19 protein-coding genes are annotated in these 23,494 nt (G+C 66.7%); 10 read left to right on the top strand and 9 right to left on the bottom strand.

The window, feature by feature from the left end; translation table 11 throughout:
* Positions 1-321 precede the first annotated feature (321 nt).
* Entirely contained in the window at positions 322-1,155 is an 834-nt protein-coding gene (locus tag ACSQ8Y_RS25525; RefSeq protein ID WP_436269203.1) for a ThiF family adenylyltransferase, read from the top strand.
* A gap of 17 nt (positions 1,156-1,172) precedes the next feature.
* On the opposite strand, the gene ACSQ8Y_RS25520 is transcribed toward ACSQ8Y_RS25525, so the two are convergent.
* The 7 genes from ACSQ8Y_RS25520 to ACSQ8Y_RS25490 form a co-directional block, all read right to left on the bottom strand.
* On the bottom strand, positions 1,173-2,021 hold the full coding sequence (locus tag ACSQ8Y_RS25520) for a PEP-CTERM/exosortase system-associated acyltransferase (RefSeq protein WP_436269202.1): 849 nt from the start codon (positions 2,019-2,021) through the stop codon (positions 1,173-1,175).
* A gap of 22 nt (positions 2,022-2,043) precedes the next feature.
* The gene (locus ACSQ8Y_RS25515; protein WP_436269201.1) at positions 2,044-2,856 is read right to left on the bottom strand and encodes a PEP-CTERM/exosortase system-associated acyltransferase; all 813 of its coding nucleotides are present in this window, start codon (positions 2,854-2,856) and stop codon (positions 2,044-2,046) included.
* A 173-nt stretch (positions 2,857-3,029) separates the two neighbouring features.
* Positions 3,030-5,807 carry an XrtA/PEP-CTERM system TPR-repeat protein PrsT gene (gene prsT, locus ACSQ8Y_RS25510; RefSeq protein ID WP_436269200.1) on the bottom strand — a complete coding sequence of 926 codons (2,778 nt, stop codon included), beginning with the start codon at positions 5,805-5,807 and terminating at the stop codon, positions 3,030-3,032.
* 152 nt (positions 5,808-5,959) lie between these two features.
* Positions 5,960-6,919: a glycosyltransferase family 2 protein gene (locus ACSQ8Y_RS25505; protein ID WP_436269199.1), complete on the bottom strand. Its 960-nt coding sequence runs from the start codon at positions 6,917-6,919 to the stop codon at positions 5,960-5,962.
* Between the two features lie 7 nt (positions 6,920-6,926).
* Entirely contained in the window at positions 6,927-8,780 is a 1,854-nt protein-coding gene (locus ACSQ8Y_RS25500; RefSeq protein ID WP_436269198.1) for an asparagine synthetase B family protein, read from the bottom strand.
* Positions 8,777-10,066, bottom strand: coding sequence for a pyridoxal-dependent decarboxylase, exosortase A system-associated (locus tag ACSQ8Y_RS25495; RefSeq protein WP_436269197.1), 1,290 nt, complete (start codon positions 10,064-10,066; stop codon positions 8,777-8,779). The genes ACSQ8Y_RS25500 and ACSQ8Y_RS25495 overlap by 4 nt, the downstream gene beginning before the upstream one ends.
* Positions 10,063-11,658, bottom strand: coding sequence for an acyl-CoA ligase (AMP-forming), exosortase A system-associated (locus tag ACSQ8Y_RS25490; RefSeq protein ID WP_436269196.1), 1,596 nt, complete (start codon positions 11,656-11,658; stop codon positions 10,063-10,065). The genes ACSQ8Y_RS25495 and ACSQ8Y_RS25490 overlap by 4 nt, the downstream gene beginning before the upstream one ends.
* Before the next feature lie 271 nt (positions 11,659-11,929).
* On the opposite strand from ACSQ8Y_RS25490, the gene ACSQ8Y_RS25485 reads away from it, so the two are divergent.
* From ACSQ8Y_RS25485 to ACSQ8Y_RS25445, 9 genes are all read left to right on the top strand, one after another.
* Positions 11,930-13,231 carry a putative O-glycosylation ligase, exosortase A system-associated gene (locus tag ACSQ8Y_RS25485; protein WP_436269195.1) on the top strand — a complete coding sequence of 434 codons (1,302 nt, stop codon included), beginning with the start codon at positions 11,930-11,932 and terminating at the stop codon, positions 13,229-13,231.
* A gap of 8 nt (positions 13,232-13,239) precedes the next feature.
* Positions 13,240-14,250 carry a polysaccharide deacetylase family protein gene (locus ACSQ8Y_RS25480; RefSeq protein WP_436269194.1) on the top strand — a complete coding sequence of 337 codons (1,011 nt, stop codon included), beginning with the start codon at positions 13,240-13,242 and terminating at the stop codon, positions 14,248-14,250.
* 130 nt (positions 14,251-14,380) lie between these two features.
* Positions 14,381-15,646, top strand: coding sequence for an aminotransferase class I/II-fold pyridoxal phosphate-dependent enzyme (locus tag ACSQ8Y_RS25475; RefSeq protein WP_436269193.1), 1,266 nt, complete (start codon positions 14,381-14,383; stop codon positions 15,644-15,646).
* Positions 15,643-16,734, top strand: coding sequence for a GNAT family N-acetyltransferase (locus tag ACSQ8Y_RS25470; RefSeq protein WP_436269192.1), 1,092 nt, complete (start codon positions 15,643-15,645; stop codon positions 16,732-16,734). The genes ACSQ8Y_RS25475 and ACSQ8Y_RS25470 overlap by 4 nt, the downstream gene beginning before the upstream one ends.
* Before the next feature lie 3 nt (positions 16,735-16,737).
* On the top strand, positions 16,738-16,986 hold the full coding sequence (locus ACSQ8Y_RS25465) for an acyl carrier protein (RefSeq protein ID WP_436269191.1): 249 nt from the start codon (positions 16,738-16,740) through the stop codon (positions 16,984-16,986).
* A complete protein-coding gene (locus tag ACSQ8Y_RS25460) occupies positions 16,983-17,963 on the top strand; it encodes a hydrolase 2, exosortase A system-associated (RefSeq protein ID WP_436269190.1) in 981 nt (326 codons plus the stop codon). The genes ACSQ8Y_RS25465 and ACSQ8Y_RS25460 overlap by 4 nt, the downstream gene beginning before the upstream one ends.
* Complete coding sequence (locus ACSQ8Y_RS25455; protein WP_436269189.1) at positions 17,953-18,840, top strand: hydrolase 1, exosortase A system-associated; 888 nt, start codon at positions 17,953-17,955, stop codon at positions 18,838-18,840. The genes ACSQ8Y_RS25460 and ACSQ8Y_RS25455 overlap by 11 nt, the downstream gene beginning before the upstream one ends.
* Positions 18,834-20,132, top strand: coding sequence for a glycosyltransferase (locus ACSQ8Y_RS25450; RefSeq protein ID WP_436269188.1), 1,299 nt, complete (start codon positions 18,834-18,836; stop codon positions 20,130-20,132). Before ACSQ8Y_RS25455 ends, ACSQ8Y_RS25450 begins: the two co-directional genes overlap by 7 nt.
* A 24-nt stretch (positions 20,133-20,156) precedes the next feature.
* Entirely contained in the window at positions 20,157-20,933 is a 777-nt protein-coding gene (locus tag ACSQ8Y_RS25445) for a tetratricopeptide repeat protein (RefSeq protein WP_436269187.1), read from the top strand.
* Here the strand turns inward: ACSQ8Y_RS25445 and ACSQ8Y_RS25440 are convergent.
* Both ACSQ8Y_RS25440 and prsR read right to left on the bottom strand, forming a co-directional pair.
* The gene (locus ACSQ8Y_RS25440; RefSeq protein WP_436269186.1) at positions 20,930-22,120 is read right to left on the bottom strand and encodes a VanZ family protein; all 1,191 of its coding nucleotides are present in this window, start codon (positions 22,118-22,120) and stop codon (positions 20,930-20,932) included. The two genes, ACSQ8Y_RS25445 and ACSQ8Y_RS25440, sit on opposite strands and share 4 nt — an antisense overlap.
* Positions 22,121-22,131: 11 nt before the next feature.
* The gene (gene prsR, locus ACSQ8Y_RS25435) at positions 22,132-23,487 is read right to left on the bottom strand and encodes a PEP-CTERM-box response regulator transcription factor (RefSeq protein WP_436269185.1); all 1,356 of its coding nucleotides are present in this window, start codon (positions 23,485-23,487) and stop codon (positions 22,132-22,134) included.
* Positions 23,488-23,494 lie beyond the last annotated feature (7 nt).

The raw sequence follows: 23,494 nt of genomic DNA, 5'->3' as shown, positions 1-23,494 counted from the left end.
AAAAGATTTGTAAGAAAGAACACAGATGTAAAGAATTCCGACAGCCGACGCGAGGTTTATTGCTCACAGGATCGTATCGACAGCAAGACCCCTGCGGCGCGACGCCGTCGCTTGATTTAATTCCATGAAGAAATGCATTTCAGCAATTTTCAATTGAAATCGCCGCCGTCGCAGACGTGCCGTTGTAAAGAAACCCGACAAGCCCGCATGCTGTGCAGAAGGCCCGCCTTGCGCTACTATGATATTGCCAATCTGTAATTAACCGGCGGCCGCGCACGACCGCCCTTTCACACCGACTTCCACACTACGGGGTTCAATGCCATGGCTACCGAATTCGACTACGACCGCTTCGTCACCCGCAATGACGGCTATGTAAACAAGGCCACCCAGGCCAAGATCCGGGAGACGCGGCTGCTGATCGCTGGCGCCGGGCTGGGCAGCGCGCTGCCGGTGGCGGCCACCCGGATGGGCTTCCAGCATTTCGTGCTGATCGACGGCGACACGGTCGACATGCACAACCTGAACCGCCAGTTCTTCGATTTCGAGGACATCGGCCGCTCCAAGGTCGAGGCGCTGAAAAAGCAGATCCTGCGCATCAACCCGACCGCCCAGGTGGAGACCATCCAGGCCAACCTGGACAAGAGCAATGTGGCCGAACTGGTGAGCAAGGTCGACATCGTGTTCGACACCATCGACTTCCTCGACCTGGAAGCCATCCTGCACTTGCACGGCACGGCCAAGGCGATGGGCAAGCACATCTTCACGGCGCTGTCGATCGGCTTCGGCGCCGGCGTGCTGCACTTCCCGCCCGACGCACCGGAATCGCTGGCCGACATCATCGCCAAGGACGTGGCGGCCGCCACCGCCGAAGGCGACGTCAGCTATTCGAACGTGTTCGGGAAAATCATGGGGCGCATCGGCGTGCACCTGGATGCCCAGGTGGTGGAACAGGTGGGCAAGGCGCTGACCATCATGGAGGACGGCCGTCCTTGCCCCGCCTCACAGATCTCGGTGGGCAGCTTCACGGTGGGGTCGATGGGCCTGGCCATGATGCACGACATGCTGGCCGGACTGGACGTGCCGAGCGCACCCTATATCGTGGTGCACAGCTTCCGCAACCACACCACGAAGAAAATCAAGATCAGCGCCGACTGAAGACGGGCACGGCCGTCTCAGGACTTCTTACGCATGGCGCGCGCATGGTGGCGCGCCGGGTTGCGCTGCCAGGAATGGGGCGGCAGCAGGGCGTACGGCCGCTCCATCATCCAGGCCGCCAGCGCCGGATTGTCGGCCGTCAGCTTGGTTTCCAGCAGGTGCAGATCGAGCATATACGGCACCACTGCGCCGTAATAATCGGCCGCCGGTCCGATAGCCTGGAAAGCGAAGCCCAGCCGCTCGAGCGAGACCGCCAGCGCACGCTCCATCGCCGCGTACCAGTAGCGGATGCCACTGTAGCGGCTGTGGCGGTACATCTCGCGGTACATGCCGAACAGCAGCATCGGCGAAGCGCCGCGGCGCTCGCCGTGGCGGCGCTCGGCTTCTGGCGCCAGCGGCGGCAGGCCGGGCACCCCGTCCAGGCTGTCGGCGCGGCGCCGGCGGTGGCTCTTGCGCACCACCAGGCGCGAGATTTCGCACGCCAGTTCGCGCGGCGGCAGTTCCACATGCTCGAACAGCGCGCAATGGCGCTCAAAGGGATAGGGCTGCTCGGCGTCGGGTTGCACCAGGCGCACCGTGCCGATCAGCGTTTCGTCCATCGCGTAGGCGGCGATGTGCACGGAATTGAGCTCATACTCGTCGAGCTCCATGCCTTCGGCCTGTTCGCCGGGCGGCAAAAAAGCACATTCGACACAGTACACGTCGTAGCGCAGCCTGAATATGTCGTGGGGAACCTTGCCGCGCTGGTCGCCCCGGTAGGAGCGGAAGATATTGCGGTTGGCGTGGTCCACGGTCTCGTGGGGCGCCTGGTACTCGGACTGGGAAAGCACGCTGCGGTAGCCTGTTCCTGCAAATACATGAGCCATACAGCGGATTCTCCTACATGGGCTATTTCTTCCGGCCGCGCCCTATCATGAAAGTTCCGATCATGGTTTTCACCAAGACCCAGAATGGAATCCGTTCATCATTGAACCACGCCGCCAGGAAGCGGTTTTCCTGCTTCAATCGTTCACTCAGCTCGTCCAGATCGACCATGTGGGGCGTGACCGGCCCGTAATAGTCGACTTGCGGCCCGATGGGGACGAAGCGGAACCCCATCTTTTCCAGCGAGCGCGCCAGCGAGCGCTCCATCGCGGCATACCAGTAGCGGATGCCATTCTTGCGGCTGTAGCGGTACATCTCGCGGTACAGCCCCAGCAGCAGCAGCGGACTGTTGGTGCGCTGCTCCTTGCCGCTGGGCGGCTGGATCGCGGCCGCCCCGCCCTTCTGATCCATAAACTCCTTCGACACCCCCTCCATCGAGTCGCCACGGCGGCGGCGGTGGGTCTTCTTGACCACCAGGCGCGACACTTCACCGCACTGTTCGCGCGGCGGCAGCGTGAAGTCCTCGAACACCGTGCAGTGCGACTCGAAGGGGTAAACCTGGCCGTCCTTGGGCTGCACCAGGCGCACCGTACCCACCATCGCCTGGTCCAGCGTATAGGCGGCGAAATGGATGGAGCAGTCGTCGTACTCGTCCGTTTCCTTGCCCTCGTCGAATTCGGCGGCGTCAAGGTAGTGGCACTCCAGGCAATACACCTCGTAGCGCAAGCGATAAATTTCGGCCAGCACCGCCGAATCCTTCAAACCTTTCGCCACGCTGGCGAAGTCGAAGTAGGGGATCAGAATGTCGCGCTTGCCGAAAAATCGCTCGAGCAGCATGGTGCGTTCCTCATCTGCACATCAGTCGGGCGATGGGCACTGGCTCACGCCATGCAAGCCAGTACTCAATCGCAAAGATACCCCATTTCCGGCCAGCACGCACGAGCGAATTCAACCGTGCGCGGGGTCGGGAAGCCGCATGGACAGCGGCTTTGCAGCGGTTCGGGCGGGAATCAGAGCTGCTTCAACAGCGCTTTAGCCTCGTCCGCTTGGGGGAATGTTTTTCCGCCCGCCAACAACTGTTCCAGTTCCTTGCGCGCGCCCGCCTTGTCGCCGGACTTGCTGAGGGCGGCCGCCAGGTGGTAATGGATTTCAGGATTGCCGGCGGCGGCGCCGGCGGCCTTGCGCAGCAACGGCAGGCCACGCTCCACATTGCCTTGCTCGACCAGCACCCAGCCCAGCGTGTCCACGATGGCAGGATGGTTGGGTGCCAGCTTCTCGGCCGCTTCGGCCGCGCCAAGCGCGCGGCTGTCCTTGACCGACAGATAGGCTTGCGCCAGGTTGTTGAGCACCACCGGGTTCTTGGGCAGTTGTTTCAGGATAGCTTCGAATTGCCCAATTGCAAGTACGTATTGCTTAGTAGCAAGGCTGGATTCGGCCTGGTACATGGCCACCATCGAGTCGTTCGGGTTGTCCTTGAGCCACGACGCGACGCGCTGCTCGGCTTCCTTGGTCTTGCCGCTGCGCTTGAGCGCTTCGATCAGTTTGACGGCCAGCGCGGGAGACTTCTGCACCGACAGCGCCTTCTCAAGCACCGGTACGGTGGCCGCGTGTTTGCCCTGCAAGGCCAGCACATCGGCTTCCAGCACATAACCACCCGGCAACTTGGCATGCTGTTTCTGCAGCTGGCGCGCCACCGCCAGCGCGGCGTCGGGCTTGTTCTGCCGCACCAGCAGTTCGGCTTGCATCAGCTGGGCTTGCGGGAAGTCAGGCTGCAGCTGCAGGGCCTTTTTCAAGTCGTCGGCGGCGGCAGCCTCGTTCTTCATTTGCGCATGCACGCCGGCCAGGCGGAACTGGGCCAGCGCCGACTTCGGCACCAGGCCGGCCAGCTTGCTGTACGACTCCAGCGCCGCGGCCGGATCCTTGTTGGCCAGTTGGCATTGCGCCAGCAAATCCAGCAATTCCGCATTGGCCGGGTTGGCCACCTGCAGTTTGCGCGCCAGCAGCAGCGCTTTTTGCGCCTGGTCGGTGCGTAGGTATTGCATGGCCAGGCGCATGCCGGGCTGCACCGCTTCCGGACGGGCTTCAACCGCCTTCTCCAGCCAGCTGGTGGCTTCGGCCGGCTGGTTGACGCTGGCCGCCACACCGGCCAGCGCGCTCATCGCGTCGATGCTTTTCGGTTCCTTGACCAGGTAGGCCTGCAAGCGCTTCTTGGCATCCTCAGGTTTCTTTTCCGTCAAGTCCAGCTGTACCAGGCTGACCAGCGACGGGAAATAATTCGGTTGCAGCACCAGCGACTTCTCGTAGGCTGCGCGGGCGGCGACGATATCGCCCTTGCCGAGATAGGCCGCGCCCTTCAGCTCGCCCACCACCGCGCTGGCCGGCTGGTTCTGCTCCAGCTTGGCGATCGCCGCCAGCGCCTTGTCGAAGTTGCGCATGCCGAGTTCGGTGCGCACCAGCGCGATGCCGGCCTGCGCCGACTTGCTGTCCAGCGTGGTGGCCAGTTCCAGGTCGCTGATGGCTTCGGCGCGCTCGCCCTTGCCCAGCTTGCTCAGACCCAGCGAGGTGCGCAGCGAAGCCGCCTTCGGCTCCAGGGTGCTGGCCTTCTCGAAGTATTCAGTGGCCTTGTTGAAGTCGCGCGCCTGCATATAGGACTCGCCGGCCAGCGCCAGCAATTGCACGTCCGGCTGCGCCGTTTTCAGGGCCGGCGCCAGCACCGCCAGCGCGTCCGGGGTCTGGCCCGAGCGCAGCAAGGTCGAGGCCAGCATCTTGCGCGCGTACAGGTTGTCCGGGTTCTTCTCCAGGTATTTCCTCAGGTGCTGCTCGGCCTGCTGCACGGAGCCCAGGTTCAGGTCCACGGCGCCAGCCAGCAGGATGCTGGGCATATGCTCGGGGGCGGCGCGCAGCACTTTCTGCAGCGACTCCTGGGCCGCCGCGTTCTTGCCCTGCGTGAAGTCCAGCAAGGCCTGGGTGTAGGTCACCATCAGGCTGTTGGGGGTGGTCTTTTTGGCCGCCGCCAAGTCGGCCTGCGCCGCTTCGTACTTGCCGGCGGCGATTTCCAGATAGGCTTTCTCAATGTGGGCCGAACGGTGTGCGGAGTTGGCCACCAGCACCTGGTCGTAGGCAGCCAGCGCCTGCTCGGGCTTGTTCTGGGCGCGCAGCAGATCGGCCTTGAACATCAGCACGTCAGGATTCTTCGGCGCCGCCGCGACCGCCTGGTCCGCATAGCGCATGGCGCCCTCGCCGTCGCGCATCAGGAAGGCTACGCGGCCCAGGCCGGTCAGCGCGGCCGGATTGGCCGGTTCGCGCTGCACCACGGCCGTAAACACCTCCTTGGCCTCGTCGCGCTTGCCCATCGACAGCAAGGCGTCCGCGCGCGCGCACAGCAGCTCCGCGCCGTTCTGCTTGGCCTCCTCGGCCGTCTCGTCGAGCACCTTCTGGAACTGGCCCTGCATCAGCAGGGCGCGCGCCAGCACCGGCAGCGCTTGCGCCGGCGGGAACTTCAGGCTGAGGGCCTTGCGCACTTCCTTTTCGGCCGCCAGCGCATCGCCCAACTCAACGTAGGTACGCGCCAGCAGGTAGCGCGCCTCGCCGTCCTCGGGATTGGCCGCCAGCAAATTCTTGAGCTGGATCTGCGCCGCCTGGTTGTCGCCCTTGCTCTGGAACTGCTTGGCCTCGGCCATCAGCGTGGCCGGCGACTCCTTCTTCGCGCAACCGCCCAGCAGGGCAACCAACAAGGCACTGCTTGTTACCGCAACGCCCAGCAGGCGTTTTTTTCCAATGACAGCCATCGGGAACTTCCTTATAGATTTAAACGAGACGCGGGGGGCCCGGCAGCGGGCAAGTTACTATTCGATAATATACTAACTGCAATACTAAGCACATAGCCAGTCGTCGGCAGTTGCTGTGCCTGATCCGGGTGCGTATTGCAGGGGCCTCCTTGCTAGCGACGCAGCAGGACGCGCAGGGCCAGGGGCACGAAGTACAGCACGCTCGGCGCGTCGATGGCGGCCTGCTTGAACAGCACTTCACGGAAAGGCTTGCGGTGCAACAGCCGGTGTAGCACATCGGCCACGAAACTCTGGCGCAAGCCGCGCACCGACTCCAGATTGGCGCGGCGCTGCTCCGGGCTGAGCTCGAACAGGCGGCCCAGGGCCTTTTTGTACTTCATCTCGTAGTGCAGCCGTATCAGCGACTTTTCCGTGCCCCAGCCCGAACCGGCAAAAATGTTAACGCCTTCGCCGTACCGGCATTCGCAGACGGTGGAAAAGGCGATGCGGGTTGGCAGCCGCGACAGTTCCAGCCAGAACAGATAATCCTCTCCGGCGTAGACGAATTGCTCGCGAAAGCGCAAGCCGGGACACAGCGACCAGCGGTAGGCCACCGTGGAGGTGCCGATTACGTTGCCGCTCAGGATCTGGTCGAACATGTCGCCCCGATAGGTGCGCAGGTGTTCGCTGCCGCCGATGGCTGGGTGGCGCTCGGGCTGGATGCGGCCGGCGCGATTGAATGCCGTCACGGTCTGGTTGAGCTGATAGTGGTCGGCGAAATAGAAATCGTGGCCGGCATCCAGCGCCGCCACCGCATTGGCCAGGTGCGCCGGGATCCACTCGTCGTCCGAATCGAGGAAGGCGACGTAGTCGGTGCCGGGCACCACATTGTCGAGCGCCTTGTTGCGCGCCGCCGCCGGGCCGGCGTTGGCCTGCTCGATGATGCGGATGACGCCCGCATGGCTGGCCATCAATTCGGCCAGCTCGGCACGCGCCGGCACCGGAGAAGCGTCGTCGACGACAATGATGTCGAGCGTGGCGCCGCCGTGCTGGGCCAGGGCCGAGCGCACGGCCTTGGCCAGGATGCCGGCCTGGCGCTGAAAATAGGGAATGACTACCGCAATTGTCGTCATGCAGGACTCACGCGCTGGCAAGCGGACGCTGGCGGAACCACTGCTCCAGCATCATCAGCACCCACACCATGGTGCCGTGGTAACCGGCGTGCTCGGCCAGGTGCTGGCCGAACAGCTGGTCGATGAATTCGGGCCGCACAATGCGGCGCCGCTTCAGGCCATCCAGGCTGTCGGCCGCCAGTTCCTGCAGCACGCGGTTTTGTTGCAGCCAAACGCCGAACGGCAGCCCGAAACCGTGCTTTTGCTTGGTGATGATTTCGTTCGGCAGGAAGTCGCGCAGCGCTTCCTTGAAGAAATAGCGCAACTGGGTGCCGTTCAGCTTCTGCTGCGGCGTCAGGCCGGCCGAGAATTCCACCATGCGCTCGCTCAGGAAGGGGAATGCCACCTCCATGCCGGCCAGTTCGCAGGCCTTCATCACTTTCGGCAAATCGTTGTCGGCCAGCGTGATCTTCAGGTCCAGCGCCAGCATGCGGTTGATCAGGCTGGGCGCGTCGCTCTGGCCGTAGGTATGGTTCAGACCCGCCAGCGGCGAGCCGATGTCGGCCCCGGCCAGGAAGTCGTCGGTGAACACTTGCGACGGGCCGTAGCGGCCCAGCAGGTTGTAAGTCTCCAGCCGTGCCGGCATCGGCACCGAGGCCTGCTCGATGTAGCTGCGCGCCTTGCGCAACAGCTTGACGTGGCCGCCGCCGGGGAAGTTGAACACGGCAGGCTCCAGCAGCGCCTTGCGCAGCAACGAGGGGACCTTCTCGTACAGCGCGAACACATGCTGCTTGGAATAGCGCTCGTTGCCGCCGAACAGCTCGTCGCCGCCATCGCCGCCGAACATGCGCGCCACGCCGTCGGCGCGCGCCATCCTGGCGCAATAGAAGGCCGGCACCGCCGAGGCGTTGCCAAAGGGCTGGTCGAACACCTGCGCGATTTGCGGGATGGCGGCCGCCACGTCGTCCGGCGTCACGTAGTACTCGTGGTGCTCGGTGCCGAAATGGCGCGAGGCGATGCGCGCGTATTCCATCTCGTCGTAGCCCTGCGCCTCGAAGCCGATCGAATAAGTCTTGGCCGCCTTGCCGCCGACCTGGCACAGGATGCCGGCCAGGGTCGAGCTGTCGGTGCCGCCGGACAGGAAGGCGCCCACCGGCTGGCTGCCGCAGGCGTCGCGCACGCTGCTGCGCAGCACGTCGCGGAACTCTTCCTTCAGCTCGCCGAACGGACGGCTGCCATTTTCCTGGAAGCGCATGCGCCAGTAGGTGCCGGTCTCGACCCGGCCCTGGCGGTAGCGCAGATAGCTGCCCGGCAGCAAGCGCTGCTGGCCCTGGTAGACGGTGCGCGGCGCCGGCACCATGTGGAAGTAGACGTAGTCGTACAGGCCTTGCGGGTCGAGCTTGGACGGTGTCTGCGGGTGGCGCACGATGCTGTCGGCCGAGGAGCCGAACACCAGCGTTTCGCCGGCCAGCTGGTAGGCCATCGGGTGCGTGCCCATGCGGTCGATGGCCAGCAGCGCCTCGCCCGCGCGCTCGTCGAGCACGGCCAGCGCGAAGGCGCCGGACAGCGCGTTGCACAACGCCTCGGCGCCCTGCTTCCACAGCACCGCCAGCGCCGCGCCCATGCCCTCGGCCTGCGCCAGCGCGGCCATGGCCGGATCGCGCAGCCGGACGTCGCCCCACAGCGCGATGGCCAAGCCGTCGCGCTGCCAGCTGTGGGCGCAATCGACGCCCGCCGCCACCGCCACCGCACCGGCGTTGCCGGCTTCGGCGTGCACGGCGCTGCCGTCGAAGCGCGCCAGCGGCGCCGCCATCGCCTCGACCAGCACGCGGTTTTCCGCCGCACCGTGGCCATGGCCTATCCAACCGCAAATGCCGCTCATTCCGCGTCTCCCGCTTGATCTTCACTGCGCTGTTCAGCGCGTCCGTCGCTACCGACCAGCACTTCCAGCGCGCCCGGATGGCTGAGGAAGGCGCCCGGGCTGGCCGTCAGGCCGTAGGCGCCGGACTGGAACACCACGGCCAGGTCGCCCGGTCCGGCTTGCGCCAGCTCCATCTGGTCCGCCAGCAAGTCCAGCGGCGTGCACAGCGGGCCGACCACCGAGGCCGTCTCGCGCGCGCCGCCGCGCACGCGGTTGCCGATCACGACAGGATAGTTCTTGCGTATCACCTGGCCGAAATTGCCGGAGGCCGACAGGTGGTGGTGCAGGCCGCCGTCGGTCACCAGGTAGACCTGGCCGCGCGACACCTTGCGCTCGATGACTTTGCTGACGTAGACGCCGGCCTCGCCCACCAGGTAGCGGCCCAGCTCGATGACGATGCGGGCCTCCGGCAGCGCGCGCTTGACGTCGGGCAGCAAGCGTTGCAGGTTCTCGCCCACGGCGGCGAGGTCCAGCCTGCCCTCGCCGGGGAAATAGGGGATGCCAAAGCCGCCGCCGATATTGAGCATGCGCAGCGGGCGCGGCGCGTGTTCGGCCAGGCGCAGCGCCAGCGCGAAGGTTTTCTCGTGCGCCTCCTGGATCGCCTCGGCCTTCAAGTTCTGCGAACCGCTGAAGATGTGGAAGCCGTGGAAGTCCAGTGCAAGCTGGCCCAGCCGCGCCAGCAGTTCCGGCACCTGCTCGGCGTCCACGCCGAACTGCTTGGGACCGCCGCCCATGCGCATGCCGGACGACTTCAGTTCGAAGTCCGGGTTGACGCGCACCGCCACCTGCGGCCGCAGGCCCAGGCGCGCGCCGATGACGGCGATGCGTTCCATCTCGGCGGCCGATTCCATGTTCAGCACGATGCCGGCGGCGACCGCGCAGGCCAGGTCGGCGTCGCTCTTGCCGGGGCCGGCGAAGCTGATGTCGAGCGGTGGCATGGTAGTGTCGAGCGCCACCCGCAGCTCGCCGCCGGAGGCGACGTCGATGCCGTCGACCAGCCCGGCCATGTGCTGCACCACGGCCGGCATGGGGTTGGCCTTCATCGCGTAGTGCAGTTCGATTTCCGGCGGCAGGTGGCGCCGCAGTTCGGCCACGCGGGCCGTCATGGCGGCGCGGTCGTAGGCGTAGAACGGGGTCTGGCCGACGCGCGCGGCCAGCCGGGTCAGCGCCATGCCGCCGATCTGCAGGCAGTCGTCTTCGATGGGGAATTGCACCAGAGGCGCATGCTGCGGGCGCACTGCGCTCATTGATTGTTCTCCGTGAAACAGGTTTCGTATTGCAGGCTGAGCAGCTTGCGGTCGATCTTGCCGTTCGGGTTGCGCGGCAGGCTGGCCTCGGCGATGATGATTTTCTGCGGCAGCATATAGGCAGGCAGGTGCGGCTTGCAGGCGGCCAGCAGTTCGGCCGCCGTCAGTTCCATGCCCGGCTTGCACAGCGCGACCAGCACGATGGCCTGGCCCAGCGCCGGGTGCGGCACCCCGAGCGCGGCCGCCTCGGCCACATGCTCGCGCGCGTAGATGACTTCCTCCACCTCGCTCGGGCTGACGCGGTAGCCGGACGTCTTGATCATCTCGTCGTTGCGGCTGATGAAGTAGAGATAGCCCTCCTCGTCCTTGCGCACGGTGTCGCCCGACCACACGGCCATCTCGCCCAGCACGATGCCGGGCTGGGACACATAGGGTTTGAAGCGCTCTGCCGTCTTGGCCGGGTCGTTCCAGTAGCCCAGCGAGACCAGCGCGCCGCGGTGCACCAGTTCGCCCGGCTCGCCCGGATCGCACTCGCTGCCGTCCGGGCGCAGCACCATCACTTCCGCGTTCGGGATCGCCTTGCCCATGGAATCGGGACGCAGGTCGACCTGCTCCGGCGGCAGATAGGTGGAACGGAAGGCCTCGGTCAGCCCGTACATCAGGAAGGGGCGCGCCTTCGGCAGCGCGCGGCGCAGCGCGTCCAGGGTGGGGCGCTGCATGGCGCCGCCGGAATTGGTCAGGTAGCGCAGCGTGCAGTCGGCCGGCCAGTCCAGGCCGGCGACCTGCAGCCACAGCGGCGGCACGGCGGCCAGGCCGGTGATGCGCTCGGCCACCACGGCCTTGAGGATGTCGCGCGGCAGCAGGTGGTTGATCAGCACGGCGGTCGCGCCGACCCGGAACGCGGTCGACAACTGGCTCAGGCCGTAGTCGAAGGACAGCGGCAGCACGGCCAGCAGGCGGTCGTCCGGGGTGTTCTCCAGGTAGCTCGAGACGCTGACGGCGCCGGCCACCATGTTGCGGTGCGACAAAACAACACCTTTCGGCTTGCCGGTGCTGCCCGAGGTGTACAGGATGGCGGCCATGTCGGTGTCGATGGCACGGTGCGGCGCCGGCGCGGCCGAGGCGGCTGGCGCCGCGTGCGCGGTCTCCCAGCTGAGCACGGACACGCCGGGCACGTCCGGCAAGGGCTGGCCGCCGGGATTGACCGCGAACACCATGCGCAAATCCGGGCACAGCGCCAGGCTGGACACCAGCAGGCGCAGGCGGTCGGACGAGGTCACCAGCACCCGCACATTGCAGTCGGCCATGATGTAGGCCACCTGCTCCGGCTTGAGCAGCGGATTGACCGGCACGAACACGCCGCCGGCAGCGGCCGCGCCGAACATGGCGGCCACGTTCTCGACGTTCTTTTCCATATACACGGCGACGCGTTCGCCGCGTCCCAGGCCGGCCGCCAGCAGCGCGTCGGCGGCGCCGCGCACCGCCTGCGCCAGCGCGGCGTAATCGAGGCGGCGGGCGCCGTAGACCAGCGCTTCTGCGGCCGGGGTGCGGCGGGCGCTGGCATAGATGAATTCGTGGATCAGGTCGCTCATGATGTGGTTCTCGTTACGGCCGCTGGCGCCGAGGCGCGCAAGGCCGGGCCGATCTGTTGTTGGATTTAACAATGTGACACAATGCAGCATGGTACGCGTGGCCTCCCGGCCTGTCTATCGTCCAGCCTGCAACACCAACGGCCAAAAGGCATGCCGGGCTGGACTAAAAATACGACGGACGGGTTATACTAAGGCGATATATAAATGGAAACAAGCAATTACAGCATTACAACAGTAATTTATTGGTAATGCCCCCCCTCCAGGAAACCGCATGCGAGATATCCTCATCACCCTGATCGTGTTCGCCTCGTTGCCGTACACATTCAAAAAACCCTATATCGGCGTGCTGATGTGGGTGTGGATCAGCGTCATGAACCCGCACCGCCTGAGCTGGGGCTTCGCCTACAGCTTCCCCTTCGCCGCTATCGTCGCCGGCGTCACCTTGCTGGCCCTGGTGCTGGTCAAAGGGCCGCGCAAGCTGCCCGCCACGCCCGCCGTCAAAGTCATGATCGCCTTCACCCTGTGGATGACCGTGACCACGCTGTTCGCCATCCACCCCAGCGATTCCTACGAGATGATGATGCGTGTGATGAAGATCATGCTGATGACTTTTGTCGCCATGATGTTGATCCGCGACAAAGAACAAATACATTTCTTCCTGTGGACGCTGGTTGGGTCGCTGGGCTACTACGGCGTCAAGGGCGGCTTGTTCACGGCCATGACCGGCGGCAGCTTCCGCGTCTGGGGTCCGGACAGCAGCTTCATCCACGGCAACAACGAAGTGGCGCTGGCCCTGGTGGTGCTGGTGCCCATCATTTACTACCTGTTCATGGAAACGGCCAACAAATGGCTCAAGCGCGGCCTGCTGGTCTCGATTCCGCTGTGCCTGCTGGCGGCGATCGGCTCCTATTCGCGCGGCGCGCTGCTCGCGCTGCTGGCGATGAGCTTCTTCCTGTGGCTGAAAAGCCCGAAGAAGGTTGTGGTCGGACTGGCCATCACGCTGACCATCCCGCTGCTGGTGATGTTCATGCCGGCCCAGTGGGGCCAGCGCATGGACACCATCAACGAGTACAAGGAAGACGCCTCCGCCATGGGCCGCATCAACGCCTGGTGGATGGCCTACAACCTGGCGGTGGACCGGCCGCTGACCGGCGGCGGCTTCGAGATCTACGACGCTGGCGTGTTCGCGCGCTACGCGCCTATACCGAACGATATACACGCCGCCCACAGCGTTTATTTCCAGTGCCTGGGCGAACACGGTTTCATCGGCCTTGGGCTGTATCTGGGCACAGTGATGCTGTGCTGGCGCCGCGCCAACTGGATCATCCGGCAAACCTCGGCCTGGGCGGAGTTCCAGTGGGCCGGCAAGCTGGCCAGGATGATACAGGTCAGCATCATAGGCTTCGGGGTGGGCGGCGCCTTCCTCAGCCTGCTCTATTTCGACGTCCCCTACTATTTGCTGGCCATGCTGCTGGTGACCGGCCAGTTGGTGCAAGACCAGTTGCAACTGCGCCAGCAAACGGGAACGGCGGCCAAGCTCCTGGTCCCGTCCGCCAAGCGCGCCGCCTACTGAATTCGTCCATGTCCATCATGACCTCCCCCCCGCCGGCTGCAGCCGGCGCCGCGTGGCAAGCCGCCGCCGGTAAATCCCTGTTGCGCCTGGGCGCACTAGGCGCACCCGGCCGCCTGTCCATCCTGATCTATCACCGGGTGCTGACCAGCCAGGACCCGCTGTTCCCGGACGAGGTCGACGCGCAGCGCTTCGACCAGCAGCTCACGCTGCTCAAGCAAGGCTTCAATGTGATCCCGCTGGCGCGGGCGGTGCAGGGCTTGCGCGAGGGCACGCTGCCGCCGCGCGCGGCCTGCATCACCTTCGACGACGGCTACGCCGACAACGCCGAGGTAGCGCTGCCCATCCTGCAGCGCCACGGCCTGAGCGCAACTTTCTTCGTTGCCACCGGCTTCCTGGACGGCGGCCGCATGTGGAACGACACGGTGATCGAACTGCTGCGGCGTGCGCCCGGCCCGCTGCTCGACCTGGATGCGCTCGGCTACGGCCGCCACCCCCTGGGCAGCGACGCCGAGCGCGCGGCCGCCATCCATGCACTGCTGGGCAAGCTCAAATACCTGGCGCCGGCGCCGCGCCAGGCCGAAGTGGACCGCCTGCACGCCCACCTCGGCCTGGTGCTGCCCGACCAGCTGATGATGCGCTCGGAGCAGGTGCGCCAGCTGCACCGGGCCGGCATGGAGATCGGCGCCCACACGGTGCTGCACCCCATCCTGGCCAGCACCGCGGACGACGCCGCGCGCCACGAAATGGCCAGCGGCAAGGCTGCGCTGGAAGCCATCATCGCCGCGCCGGTGCGGCATTTCGCCTATCCGAACGGCAAGCCGGGACGCGACTACCTGGCGCGCCACGCGCAACTGGCGCGCGAACTGGGCTTCGAGGCGGCCGTCTCGACCGCCTGGGGCGCGGCCGGCAGCGGCAGCGACCTCTTCCAGCTGCCGCGCTTCACGCCCTGGGACCGCGACCCGCTGCGCTTCCAGCTGCGCCTGCTGCGCAATCTGTACCGGCGCGGCGACGTGGTGTAATGTGAACACGGACTAGCCCGCTTTCGTTGCAACAGTTATACTAGCTGATGCATAAATAGAAACATCATGCAAACACCACATCGACCACCACCACGCCGCCGCCAGCTGCGCCCGACGGAGAACTAGCACAATGGCTCAGACAGCAAGCACCGCGTTGCCGCTGCCGAGGACGCAACTGTACGACGCCAGCGGCGCCCCCACGCCGCTGCCGGTCGACTATCCGCGCGCGCGCATCCCGACCAAGCCGGTGCTGTCGCGCTCCTCCTTCAGCGGGCGCGGCGCGCACACGCCCTCCATCCTGGATGCGCGCGAAGTGCGCCTGGTTACCAGCGGCCGGGTCGCCATCGCGATGGCGCTACGCCAGATGGGCGTGGGTGCGGGCGACAAGGTGCTGGTGCCGTCCTACCACTGCGCCTCGATGATAGAGCCGGTGGTGTGGCTGGGCGCCACGCCGGTGTTCTACCGCATCAACCGCGACACCTCGGTCAACCTGGACGACGTCGCCGCCAAGATCGATGGCGCCTGCAAGGTGATGCTGGCCACCAACTACTTCGGCTTCCCGCAAAACCTGTCGGCGCTGCGCGCCTTCTGCGACGCGCGCGGCCTGATGCTGCTGGAAGACTGCGCCCACTCCTTCCTAGGCGAGCACCAGGGCCAGCCGGTAGGCTCCTTCGGCGACTATGCGATCGCCAGCACGATGAAGTTTTTCCCTATCTACGAGGGCGGCTGCCTGGTGTCGGCACGCCACTCGCTGGCGCCGGTGGCGCTGCGTTCGGCCGGGCTCCGCTTCGAGGCCAAGATGGCCGTCAACGCGCTCGAGGACGGCTTCGAGTACCAGCGCCTGCGCACCCTGCGGCGCCTGCTGGCGCTGCCGCTGGGCCTGAAGAATTTCCTGTGGGGCCAGATCAAGCGCCGCCGCGCGGGCGCCGCGTCGGCCATGGCGCCGCGCTCCTCGGAGGGCGGCTTCGGCTTCGACCCGGGCTGGCTCGACAAGCGCGGCTCGCTGTTCTCGCGCCTGATGCTGACACTGGTCTCGCGCACCCGCATGGGCGCGCTGCGCCGCAGCCACTACCAGCGTCTGCAGGCGGCGCTGGCCGGCCTGCCCGGCTGCCGCCCGCTGCACCCGGCGCTGCCGGACGGCGTCTATCCCTGGGTTTTCCCGCTGTACGTGGACGATCCGGAACCGCTGTTCAACTCGCTCAAGAACGAGGGCGTACCCATCGTGCGCTTCGCCGAATACCTGTGGCAGGGCGTGGATGCCACGGTCTGCAGCGCCAGCGTGGAACTGTCGCGCCATGTGCTGCAGTTCCCATGCCACCAAGAATTGCAGGAACAGGAGCTGGACTGGATGATCACCAAGATACACACCGCGCTGCTGGCGCAGGCCGCACCATGAGCTGGTCGCTGACCCCGGCGCGCGAATTCGCCGCCCATGCCGACGCCTGGCAGGCATTGAACCGGGAAACCGTGGCCTCGCCGCTGCTAGAACCTGCCTTCGTGCAACCCCTGATTACCGAATTCGGCAACGGCGACGAATGGCTGGCCATCTACCGGCGGGACGGGCGCGTCATGGCCATGGCCCTGCTGCGCCGGCGCAAGCTGGGCGCCTGGGAGACTTTCCAGCCCTCGCAACAGCCGCTCGGCATGTGGATGCAGCGCCCGGAAGCGGCGCTGCCGCAGCTGATGGACGAACTGCTGCGCGCGCTGCCCGGCATGCCGCTGGTGCTGGGACTGACCCAGTGCGACCCCTGGCTGATGCCGCGCCCGGCGCATGGCCCGCAGCTCGACACCGGCGACTACATCCAGACCGCGCGCATCACGGTGGCCGGCACTTTCGACGAGTATTGGGCCGCGCGCGGCAAGAATTTGCGCAGCAACCTGAAGAAGCAGCGCACCCGGCTGGCCAAGGAAGGCGTGGCGCTGCGCATGGACGTGGTGCGGACGCCGGCCGATATGGCCAAGGCCGTGGCCGACTACGGCGTGATGGAGAGCGCCGGCTGGAAAGCCCAGGGCGGCACCGCGATCCACCCGGACAACGACCAGGGCCGCTTCTACCGCAGCATGCTGGAGAACTTCGCCCGGCGCGACGGGGCCAGCGTATACCGCTACTGGTTCAACGAGCAGCTGGTGGTGATGAACCTGTGCATCGAGGGCGGCGGCGCCGTGATCGTGCTGAAAACAACGTACGACGAGAGCGTCAGCAGCCAGTATTCGCCGGCCTTCCTGATGCGCGAAGATTCCTGCCAGGAACTGTTCAACGAGCGCCGCTTCGAACGCATGGAGTTCTACGGCAAGCTCATGGAGTGGCACCTGCGGTGGACTGACGAGGTGCGCACCATGTACCATGTCACCCACTACCGGTGGCCGGCCCTGAAACGCCTGCACGCCCTGATCAAAAACCGCAAGGCCGGACGCGCCGGGGCGGGCGCGGCAGCGCCGTCCCAGCCTGGCCACGCCGGCCAGCCCGAACCATCCACGGAGTAAGCAATGTATCTGCAAGAAGTCAAAACCATCCTGGCCGACGTCCTCAGCCTGGGCAGCGCCGCCGACGCGCTGACCGAACAATCGCCGCTGCTGGGCGCCATCCCGGAACTCGATTCGATGGCCGTGGTGCAACTGATCGCCGCCATGGAAGAGCAGTTCGGCTTCAGCGTCGACGACGACGAGATCGACGCGGCCACCTTCGCCAGCGTCGGCAGCCTGACCGCCTTCGTGCAGTACAAACTGACGGCATGACCCTGTTCTCCCCCGCCGCCCATGCCCAGCCCTTCTTCCTGAAGGCGGCTGCGGGGGAGCGTTATTGCCTGTTCCATCCGGCCGCCGGGCTGTGCCGTGGCGGCATGGTCTATCTGCATCCCTTCGGCGAAGAAATGAACAAATCGCGCCGCATGGCCGCGCTGCAGGCGCGCGCACTGGCGGCGCAGGGCATCGCCGTGCTGCAGATCGACCTGTACGGCTGCGGCGACAGCGGCGGCGACTTCGCCGACGCGCGCTGGGAGCATTGGCTGGACGACGCGGCGCTGGGTTGCCAGTGGCTGGCGGCCAGGCTGGGCCGCCCGGTCGGCTTGTGGGGCTTGCGTCTGGGCGCGCTGCTCGCGCTCGACTACGCGCGCCGGCAAAGCGAACGGGGCGCCGCAGCGCCGCAGCGCCTGCTGCTGTGGCAGCCGGTGCACAGCGGCAGCGCCTTCCTCACCCAGTTCCTGCGCCTGCGCATGGCCAACGCCATGCTGGCCGAGGACGGCGCGCAGAAAACCGGCACCGCCGCGCTGCGCGAACAGCTGCGCGCCGGCGAGGCGCTGGAAGTGGCCGGCTATGAACTGGCGCCGGAACTGGCCGGCGCGCTCGACGCGCTCGAACTGGCCAAGTTGCCGGCGCCCCCCTGCCCAGTGCACTGGTTCGACGTGGTGGCGGCCGAAGGGCGGCCGTTGGCGCCGGCCTCGGCCAAGCTGACGGCGGCGTGGCTGGAGCAGGGCGTGGCGCTGCAAGCGCAAGCCGTGGCCGGGCAGCAATTCTGGGGCACGCAGGAGATTGCCATCTGCGAGGCCTTGATCGAGGCCAGCAGCGCGGCATTGGGCGACGGCGCAGGGCTCGGTGCGACCGGTGTCGGCAACGCCAACAACGACGGCGCCAACGGCATACTCGATAACGCCGCAAACGGTGCAGGCGATAAGGCCGGCGGCGACGGCATCAGGGAGCGCCGCCATGCAATTTGAGGAACACGCCCTGAGTTTCGCCTGCGGCGGCGACTGCCTGTTCGGCATCGCCAGCGTGCCGGCCCAGCCGGCCGCGAGCGGCGTGGTGGTGGTGGTCGGCGGCCCGCAATACCGGGGCGGCAGTCACCGCCAGTTCACGCTGCTGGCGCGCCACCTGGCCGCGCAAGGCATCGCCGTGTTGCGCTTCGATTACCGGGGCATGGGCGACGCCGAGGGCGAGGCGCGCGATTTCGAGGTGGTCGGCGACGACCTGCGCAGCGCCATAGACCAGTTCCAGGCCGCCGTGCCGGCCGTCAAGGAAGTGGCGTTGTGGGGATTGTGCGACGGCGCCTCGGCCGCGCTGTTCTACGCCGCGCAGGACGCGCGGGTGCGCGGCGTGGTCCTGCTCAACCCCTGGGTGCGCACCGAGGGCGGTTTGGCCAAGGCCACCTTGAAACACTACTACCGCGACCGCCTGCTGCAGCCCGAGCTGTGGAAGAAAATCTTTACCCTGCAATTCGATTACGGCGCAGCGCTGCGCTCCTTCGCCGGCCTGCTGGGCGCGGCGTCGGGCAAACCGGCGGCGCCCGCGGTTGCCGGCGGGGATGTTGCGGCCGGCGCCGCCGTTGCCGCCGTGCCGCTTGCCGTCCCGCTGCCGCAGCGCATGCACGACAGCCTGGCCGCCTTCGAAGGCAAGGTGCTGCTGATCCTGAGCGGCGCCGACCTCACGGCACAGGAATTCAAGGACACGGTGCAAGCCTCGCGCCCCTGGCAGAAATTGCTGGCCGCGCCGCGCGTGACGCGGCACGACCTGGAGCAAGCCGACCACACTTTTTCACGCCGCGCCTGGCGCGACCAAGTAGCAGACTGGACCGGAGAATGGATGCGCTCATGGTAAACAAACGCGTACTGATGATCGCCTACCACTACCCGCCGATGCGGGGCAGCAGCGGCATCCAGCGCACCCTCAAGTTTTCGCAGTACCTGCCGCAGTGCGGCTGGGCGCCGGTGGTGCTGTCGGCCCATCCGCGCGCCTACAGCAATCCGGGTCCGGACCAGATGGGCGACATCCCAGCCTCAGTGCCGGTGACGCGCGCCTTCGCGCTCGACACCGCGCGCCACCTGTCGTTCAAGGGCCGCTACGCCGGCTTCATGGCGCTGCCGGACCGCTGGGTCAGCTGGTGCCTGGGCGCGATCCCGGCCGGGCTGCGCCTGATCCGCCGGCACCGCCCGGCCGTGATCTGGTCGACCTACCCGATCGCCAGCGCGCACTTGGTGGGCCTGGCGCTCAAACGCCTGACCGGCCTGCCCTGGGTGGCCGACCTGCGCGACCCGATGACCGACGTCAGCTATCCGGAAGATCCGCTCACGCGCAAGGTCTACCAGTGGATAGAGCGCCAGACCGTCAAACACTGCACCGTGGCGGTCTGCACCACACCGGGCGCCATCGTCACCTACCACACCCGCTTCCCGGAAATCCCGCGCGAGCGCTTCCGGCTGATCGAGAACGCCTACGACGAGGAAAATTTCACCGAGGCCGAACGCGAACTGGCCCAGCAGCCGCCGGCACCGCCCGCCGCCGACGCCCCACTGACGCTGGTGCACAGCGGCGTCATCTACCCCTCCGAGCGCGATCCGGTGCCGCTGTTCCAGGCGCTGGCGGCCTTGCAGCAGCAGGGGGCGATCAGCGGCGGCACGCTGCGCATCGTGCTGCGTGCCACCGGCCACGACGACTATCTGGCCGGCCTGATCCGCGAGCACGGCATCGGATCCATCGTGCAACTGGCGCCGCATGTCCCCTACCGCACCGCGCTGACCGAAATGCTGAGTGCCGACGGCCTGCTGATACTGCAGGCCACCAACTGCAACCACCAGGTGCCGGCCAAGCTGTACGAATACCTGCGCGCGCGCCGCCCCATCCTGGCGCTGACCGACGCCGAGGGCGATACCGCCGCCACCTTGCGCGGCGCAGGCATCGACACCATCGCGCCGCTGGACGGGCGCGACGCCATCATCGCCGCCCTGCCGCGCTTCCTGGAGCAGGTGCGCGGCGGCAACGCGCCGCTGGCATCGGCCGCCACCATTGCCGCCCATTCGAGGCGCGCGCGCAGCGAGCAGCTGGCCCAGTTGCTCGATCTGGTCGCGGCAGCCGAGGTGGCCACGCCGGTCGCCAGTGCCCTGACAAAGTAACGACCACGTTCGGAGAACAACGAGATGACAACCTTAGCGAAGATGGCGTCCGGCGCACTGCTTGCGGCCTCGCTGGCGGTCCTGGGCGGTCTGGCCAACACGGTCAGCGCGGCCAACACCAGCAACGAATATTGCGGCGATTTGAAAAACGCCTACGGCCCGTACGATTACCGCAAGGGCAAATCCGAATTTGCCGAGAACCTGAATCTGGTCGAAGTCGGCCACTTCAATAGCGACGTCGAAAACGGCATCAAGGGCATCACCGGCACTTTGGGCCAGGAACTGGACTATGCGCTGCGCGCCTTCCCTAACCATGCACGGGCGCTCGATACGCTGCAGCGCGTGGCGCTGCGCGACCGCGTCTACATCCTGCCGGGCGCGCGCCGCCCCGTCGAATGCTATTTCAACCGCGCGGTCCGCTTCGCCCCGGATGATCCGGCGGTCTACTCGCTGTACGGCAACTATCTGTCGGGACTGGGCCGCGGCAAGGAAGCGCTCAACATGTTCGCCACCGCCGCCGCGCTCGATCCGGAAAATCCCACCCTCAACTACAATTTGGGATTGCTTCATTTCAAGGACAAAAACTATCAGCTGGCCAACAAATACGCCCAGATAGCCTATGCGGCCGGCTTTCCGCTGCCCGGCTTGAAGAAGATGCTGACCGAAGCCGGCAAGTGGGACGTGTCTGCCGCGCCCCCGCCCAAGGAAGCCAAGCCCGATCCGGACAGCGAGCCCGAAGGCCAGCCCGAATCCAAACCGGCCCCCGAATCCGCAACCCCGCCCGAGGCCAGGAAGGACTAGGCGCGCGGATGCGCCAGCACCCACTCCTCCACCAGCCACGGCGCGGCCCAGCCGGCGCAGGGTAGCAACACCTGCGTGATGTCGGCCGAGCGGCCCGGCAGATAGAGCTGCGCGGTCTCCATGGCCAGCATGGCCGCCGCCAGCAGCGCGCCGCCGCCCAGCGCGATCACGTGGTGGCGCGCCGGCGCCGACGCCTGCCGCGCCAGCCAGGACATGCCCATGAAGGGCCACAGGAATTCCAGGATATTGGTGAAGCCGACCAGACTGCGCATATGGCCGCGGAACGGCACCCAGTTGAAGCGGCCGGCCTGCCAGCCGCCAACGCCCGGCGCCAGCTCGTACACCACCATGGCCGCCGCCAGCAGCGCCATCGCGCAATACGACGCGCGCGTCGGCGCCAGCCGTCCCAGCCAGACCACCATAATCAGCGACAGCGCGGCGGCCAGCACTTCCTCCAGGCCGAGCCGGTGTTCGTCGATCAGCACCTGCGCCGCCAGCACGGTCAGCAGCAAGGTCCCGTGCAGCACCCGCCAGCGTTGTCCCGGCTTGACCAGCGCGCGCAGCAACAAGCCCAGCGCGCTGAGATTGCACGCCAGGCAAAACAGCACCACCGGACTGAACTGCATGGCGCCGTGCAGCTGGTAGTACAGCGGCCCCAGGCTGTAGCGCCAGCGCGCCGGGCTGAGCACGGGAATCAGGGGACTGGTCTGGGCCAACAGCCACAGCGCCAGCACCACCAGGCCGGTATTGGCGATGGCACCGCGCGGGAACCAGGCGTCGCGCCAGGCCAGCAGGCGCGCGCCGCTCAAGGTGTCGCGCCGCAGCAGGCCGGCCAGCAAAGCGCCCACCAGCGTACCCAGCAGATTCATCGCGACATCGGCCGCCGACGACACCCGCGCCGGCAGCCATTCCTGCGCCACCTCGGCCGCGATGCTGAACAGGGTGCCGGCAGCCACCGCCAGCAGCAGGCCGGGCCAGTAGCGATGGCGCTCGGCCCACCAGGACGCCAGCAGCAGGCCGAAAGGCATGTAGACGAGCACGTTCTGCACCAGGTCGCCCCGTTCCAGATAGGCCGCGCCGGGGTGCAGCAGGAAGCCGAACAGCGCCTCGCTGCGCGGTGCCCAATGGAAAGGATACAGGCTGCCATAGGCCAGCAGGCCAGCGTAGACAACGACCGCACGACGCATAGGCGCGCCGGTCAGGAGCCGGATTTGATGGCGTGCCGGCTCATCAGGTCGTATAGGGTGGGACGGCTCACGCCCAGCAGCTCGGAAGCCTTGACGATGTTGCCGTCGACCCGGGCCAGCACCTTGACGATGGCCTTGTACTCGGCCTCGTCGCGCACCTGGCGCAAATTCAGCGGTTCCTCCGGCAGCAGCGCGCCGCTCAGGCCGAGGTCCTCGGCCACGATGTGCGGGCCGTCCGCCATGATGACGGCGCGCTTGATGCAGTTCTCCATTTCGCGCACATTGCCCGGCCACGGGTAGGCTTCGATCACATTCATCGCCTCCTGGCTGAAATGCAGGGAGGCGCGCGACTCGGCGGCGCAGAATTTGTTCTTGAAGTGGTGCGCCAGCAGCGCGGCGTCGCCGACGCGGTTGCGCAGCGGCGGTATGGTCACCACAATCTCGGACAGGCGGTAGTACAAATCCTCGCGGAAGCGGCCGGCCGTGGCCAGCTCCTTCAGGTTCTGGTGCGTGGCGCAGACAATGCGCACGTCGACCGCGATCTCCTCGTGGCCGCCGATGCGCTCGATGACGCGCTCCTGCAGGAAACGCAGCAGCTTGGCCTGCAGCGCCATCGGCAAATCGCCCACCTCGTCGAGGAAGAAGGTGCCGCCGTGCGCCAGCTCGACCTTGCCCTTGGTCTGCTTGGCGGCGCCGGTGAAGGCGCCCTTCTCGTAGCCGAACAGCTCGGACTCGAGCAGGTTCTCCGGGATGGCCGCGCAGTTGATGGCCATGAAGCGCTCCTTGGAGCGCGGGCTGAGCTGATGCAGCGCGCGCGCCAGCACTTCCTTGCCGGTGCCGCTCTCGCCCAGCAGCATTACAGAGGCCGAGGTGGGCGCCACTTTTTCGATGCTGCGGCAAATCTTCTGCAAGCCGGCGTCGCGGCTGATCACACCGGCCAGCGGCGAATCGGCCTGCGCCAGCTGCATGCGGCGGTTCTCGCGCTGCAGCGCCTGCAGGTAGAAGGCGCGCTGGACCACCAGGCCCAGCAGGTCCGGATCGGCCGGCTTCTGGTGGAAGTCGTAGGCGCCCAGGCCGATGGCGGCCACCGCGTGCGCATGGTCCTGGTTGCCCGTCAGCACAATCACCTTGGTCTCCGGCGCCAGCGCCAGGATCTGCTGCAAGGTGGCCAGGCCCTCGGTGGCGCCGTCCGGGTCGGGCGGCAGGCCGAGGTCGGTAATCACCACCTCCGGCTCATGGCGGCGCACTTGCGCCAGCGCCGCTTCGCGGTCGCCCGCCACGAGCACCTCGTAGGCGTCGAAGCTCCAGCGCAGCTGCTTTTGCAGGCCAGGGTCGTCTTCGATGATCAACAGCTTGGATTTGCTCACTTTATTC

Origin of the sequence: Pseudoduganella sp. LjRoot289, from assembly GCF_964252925.1 — a bacterium.
In the GTDB taxonomy this organism is placed as follows: Bacteria; Pseudomonadota; Gammaproteobacteria; order Burkholderiales; family Burkholderiaceae_D; genus Rugamonas.
This window is presented reverse-complemented; position numbering and strand designations above follow the sequence as displayed.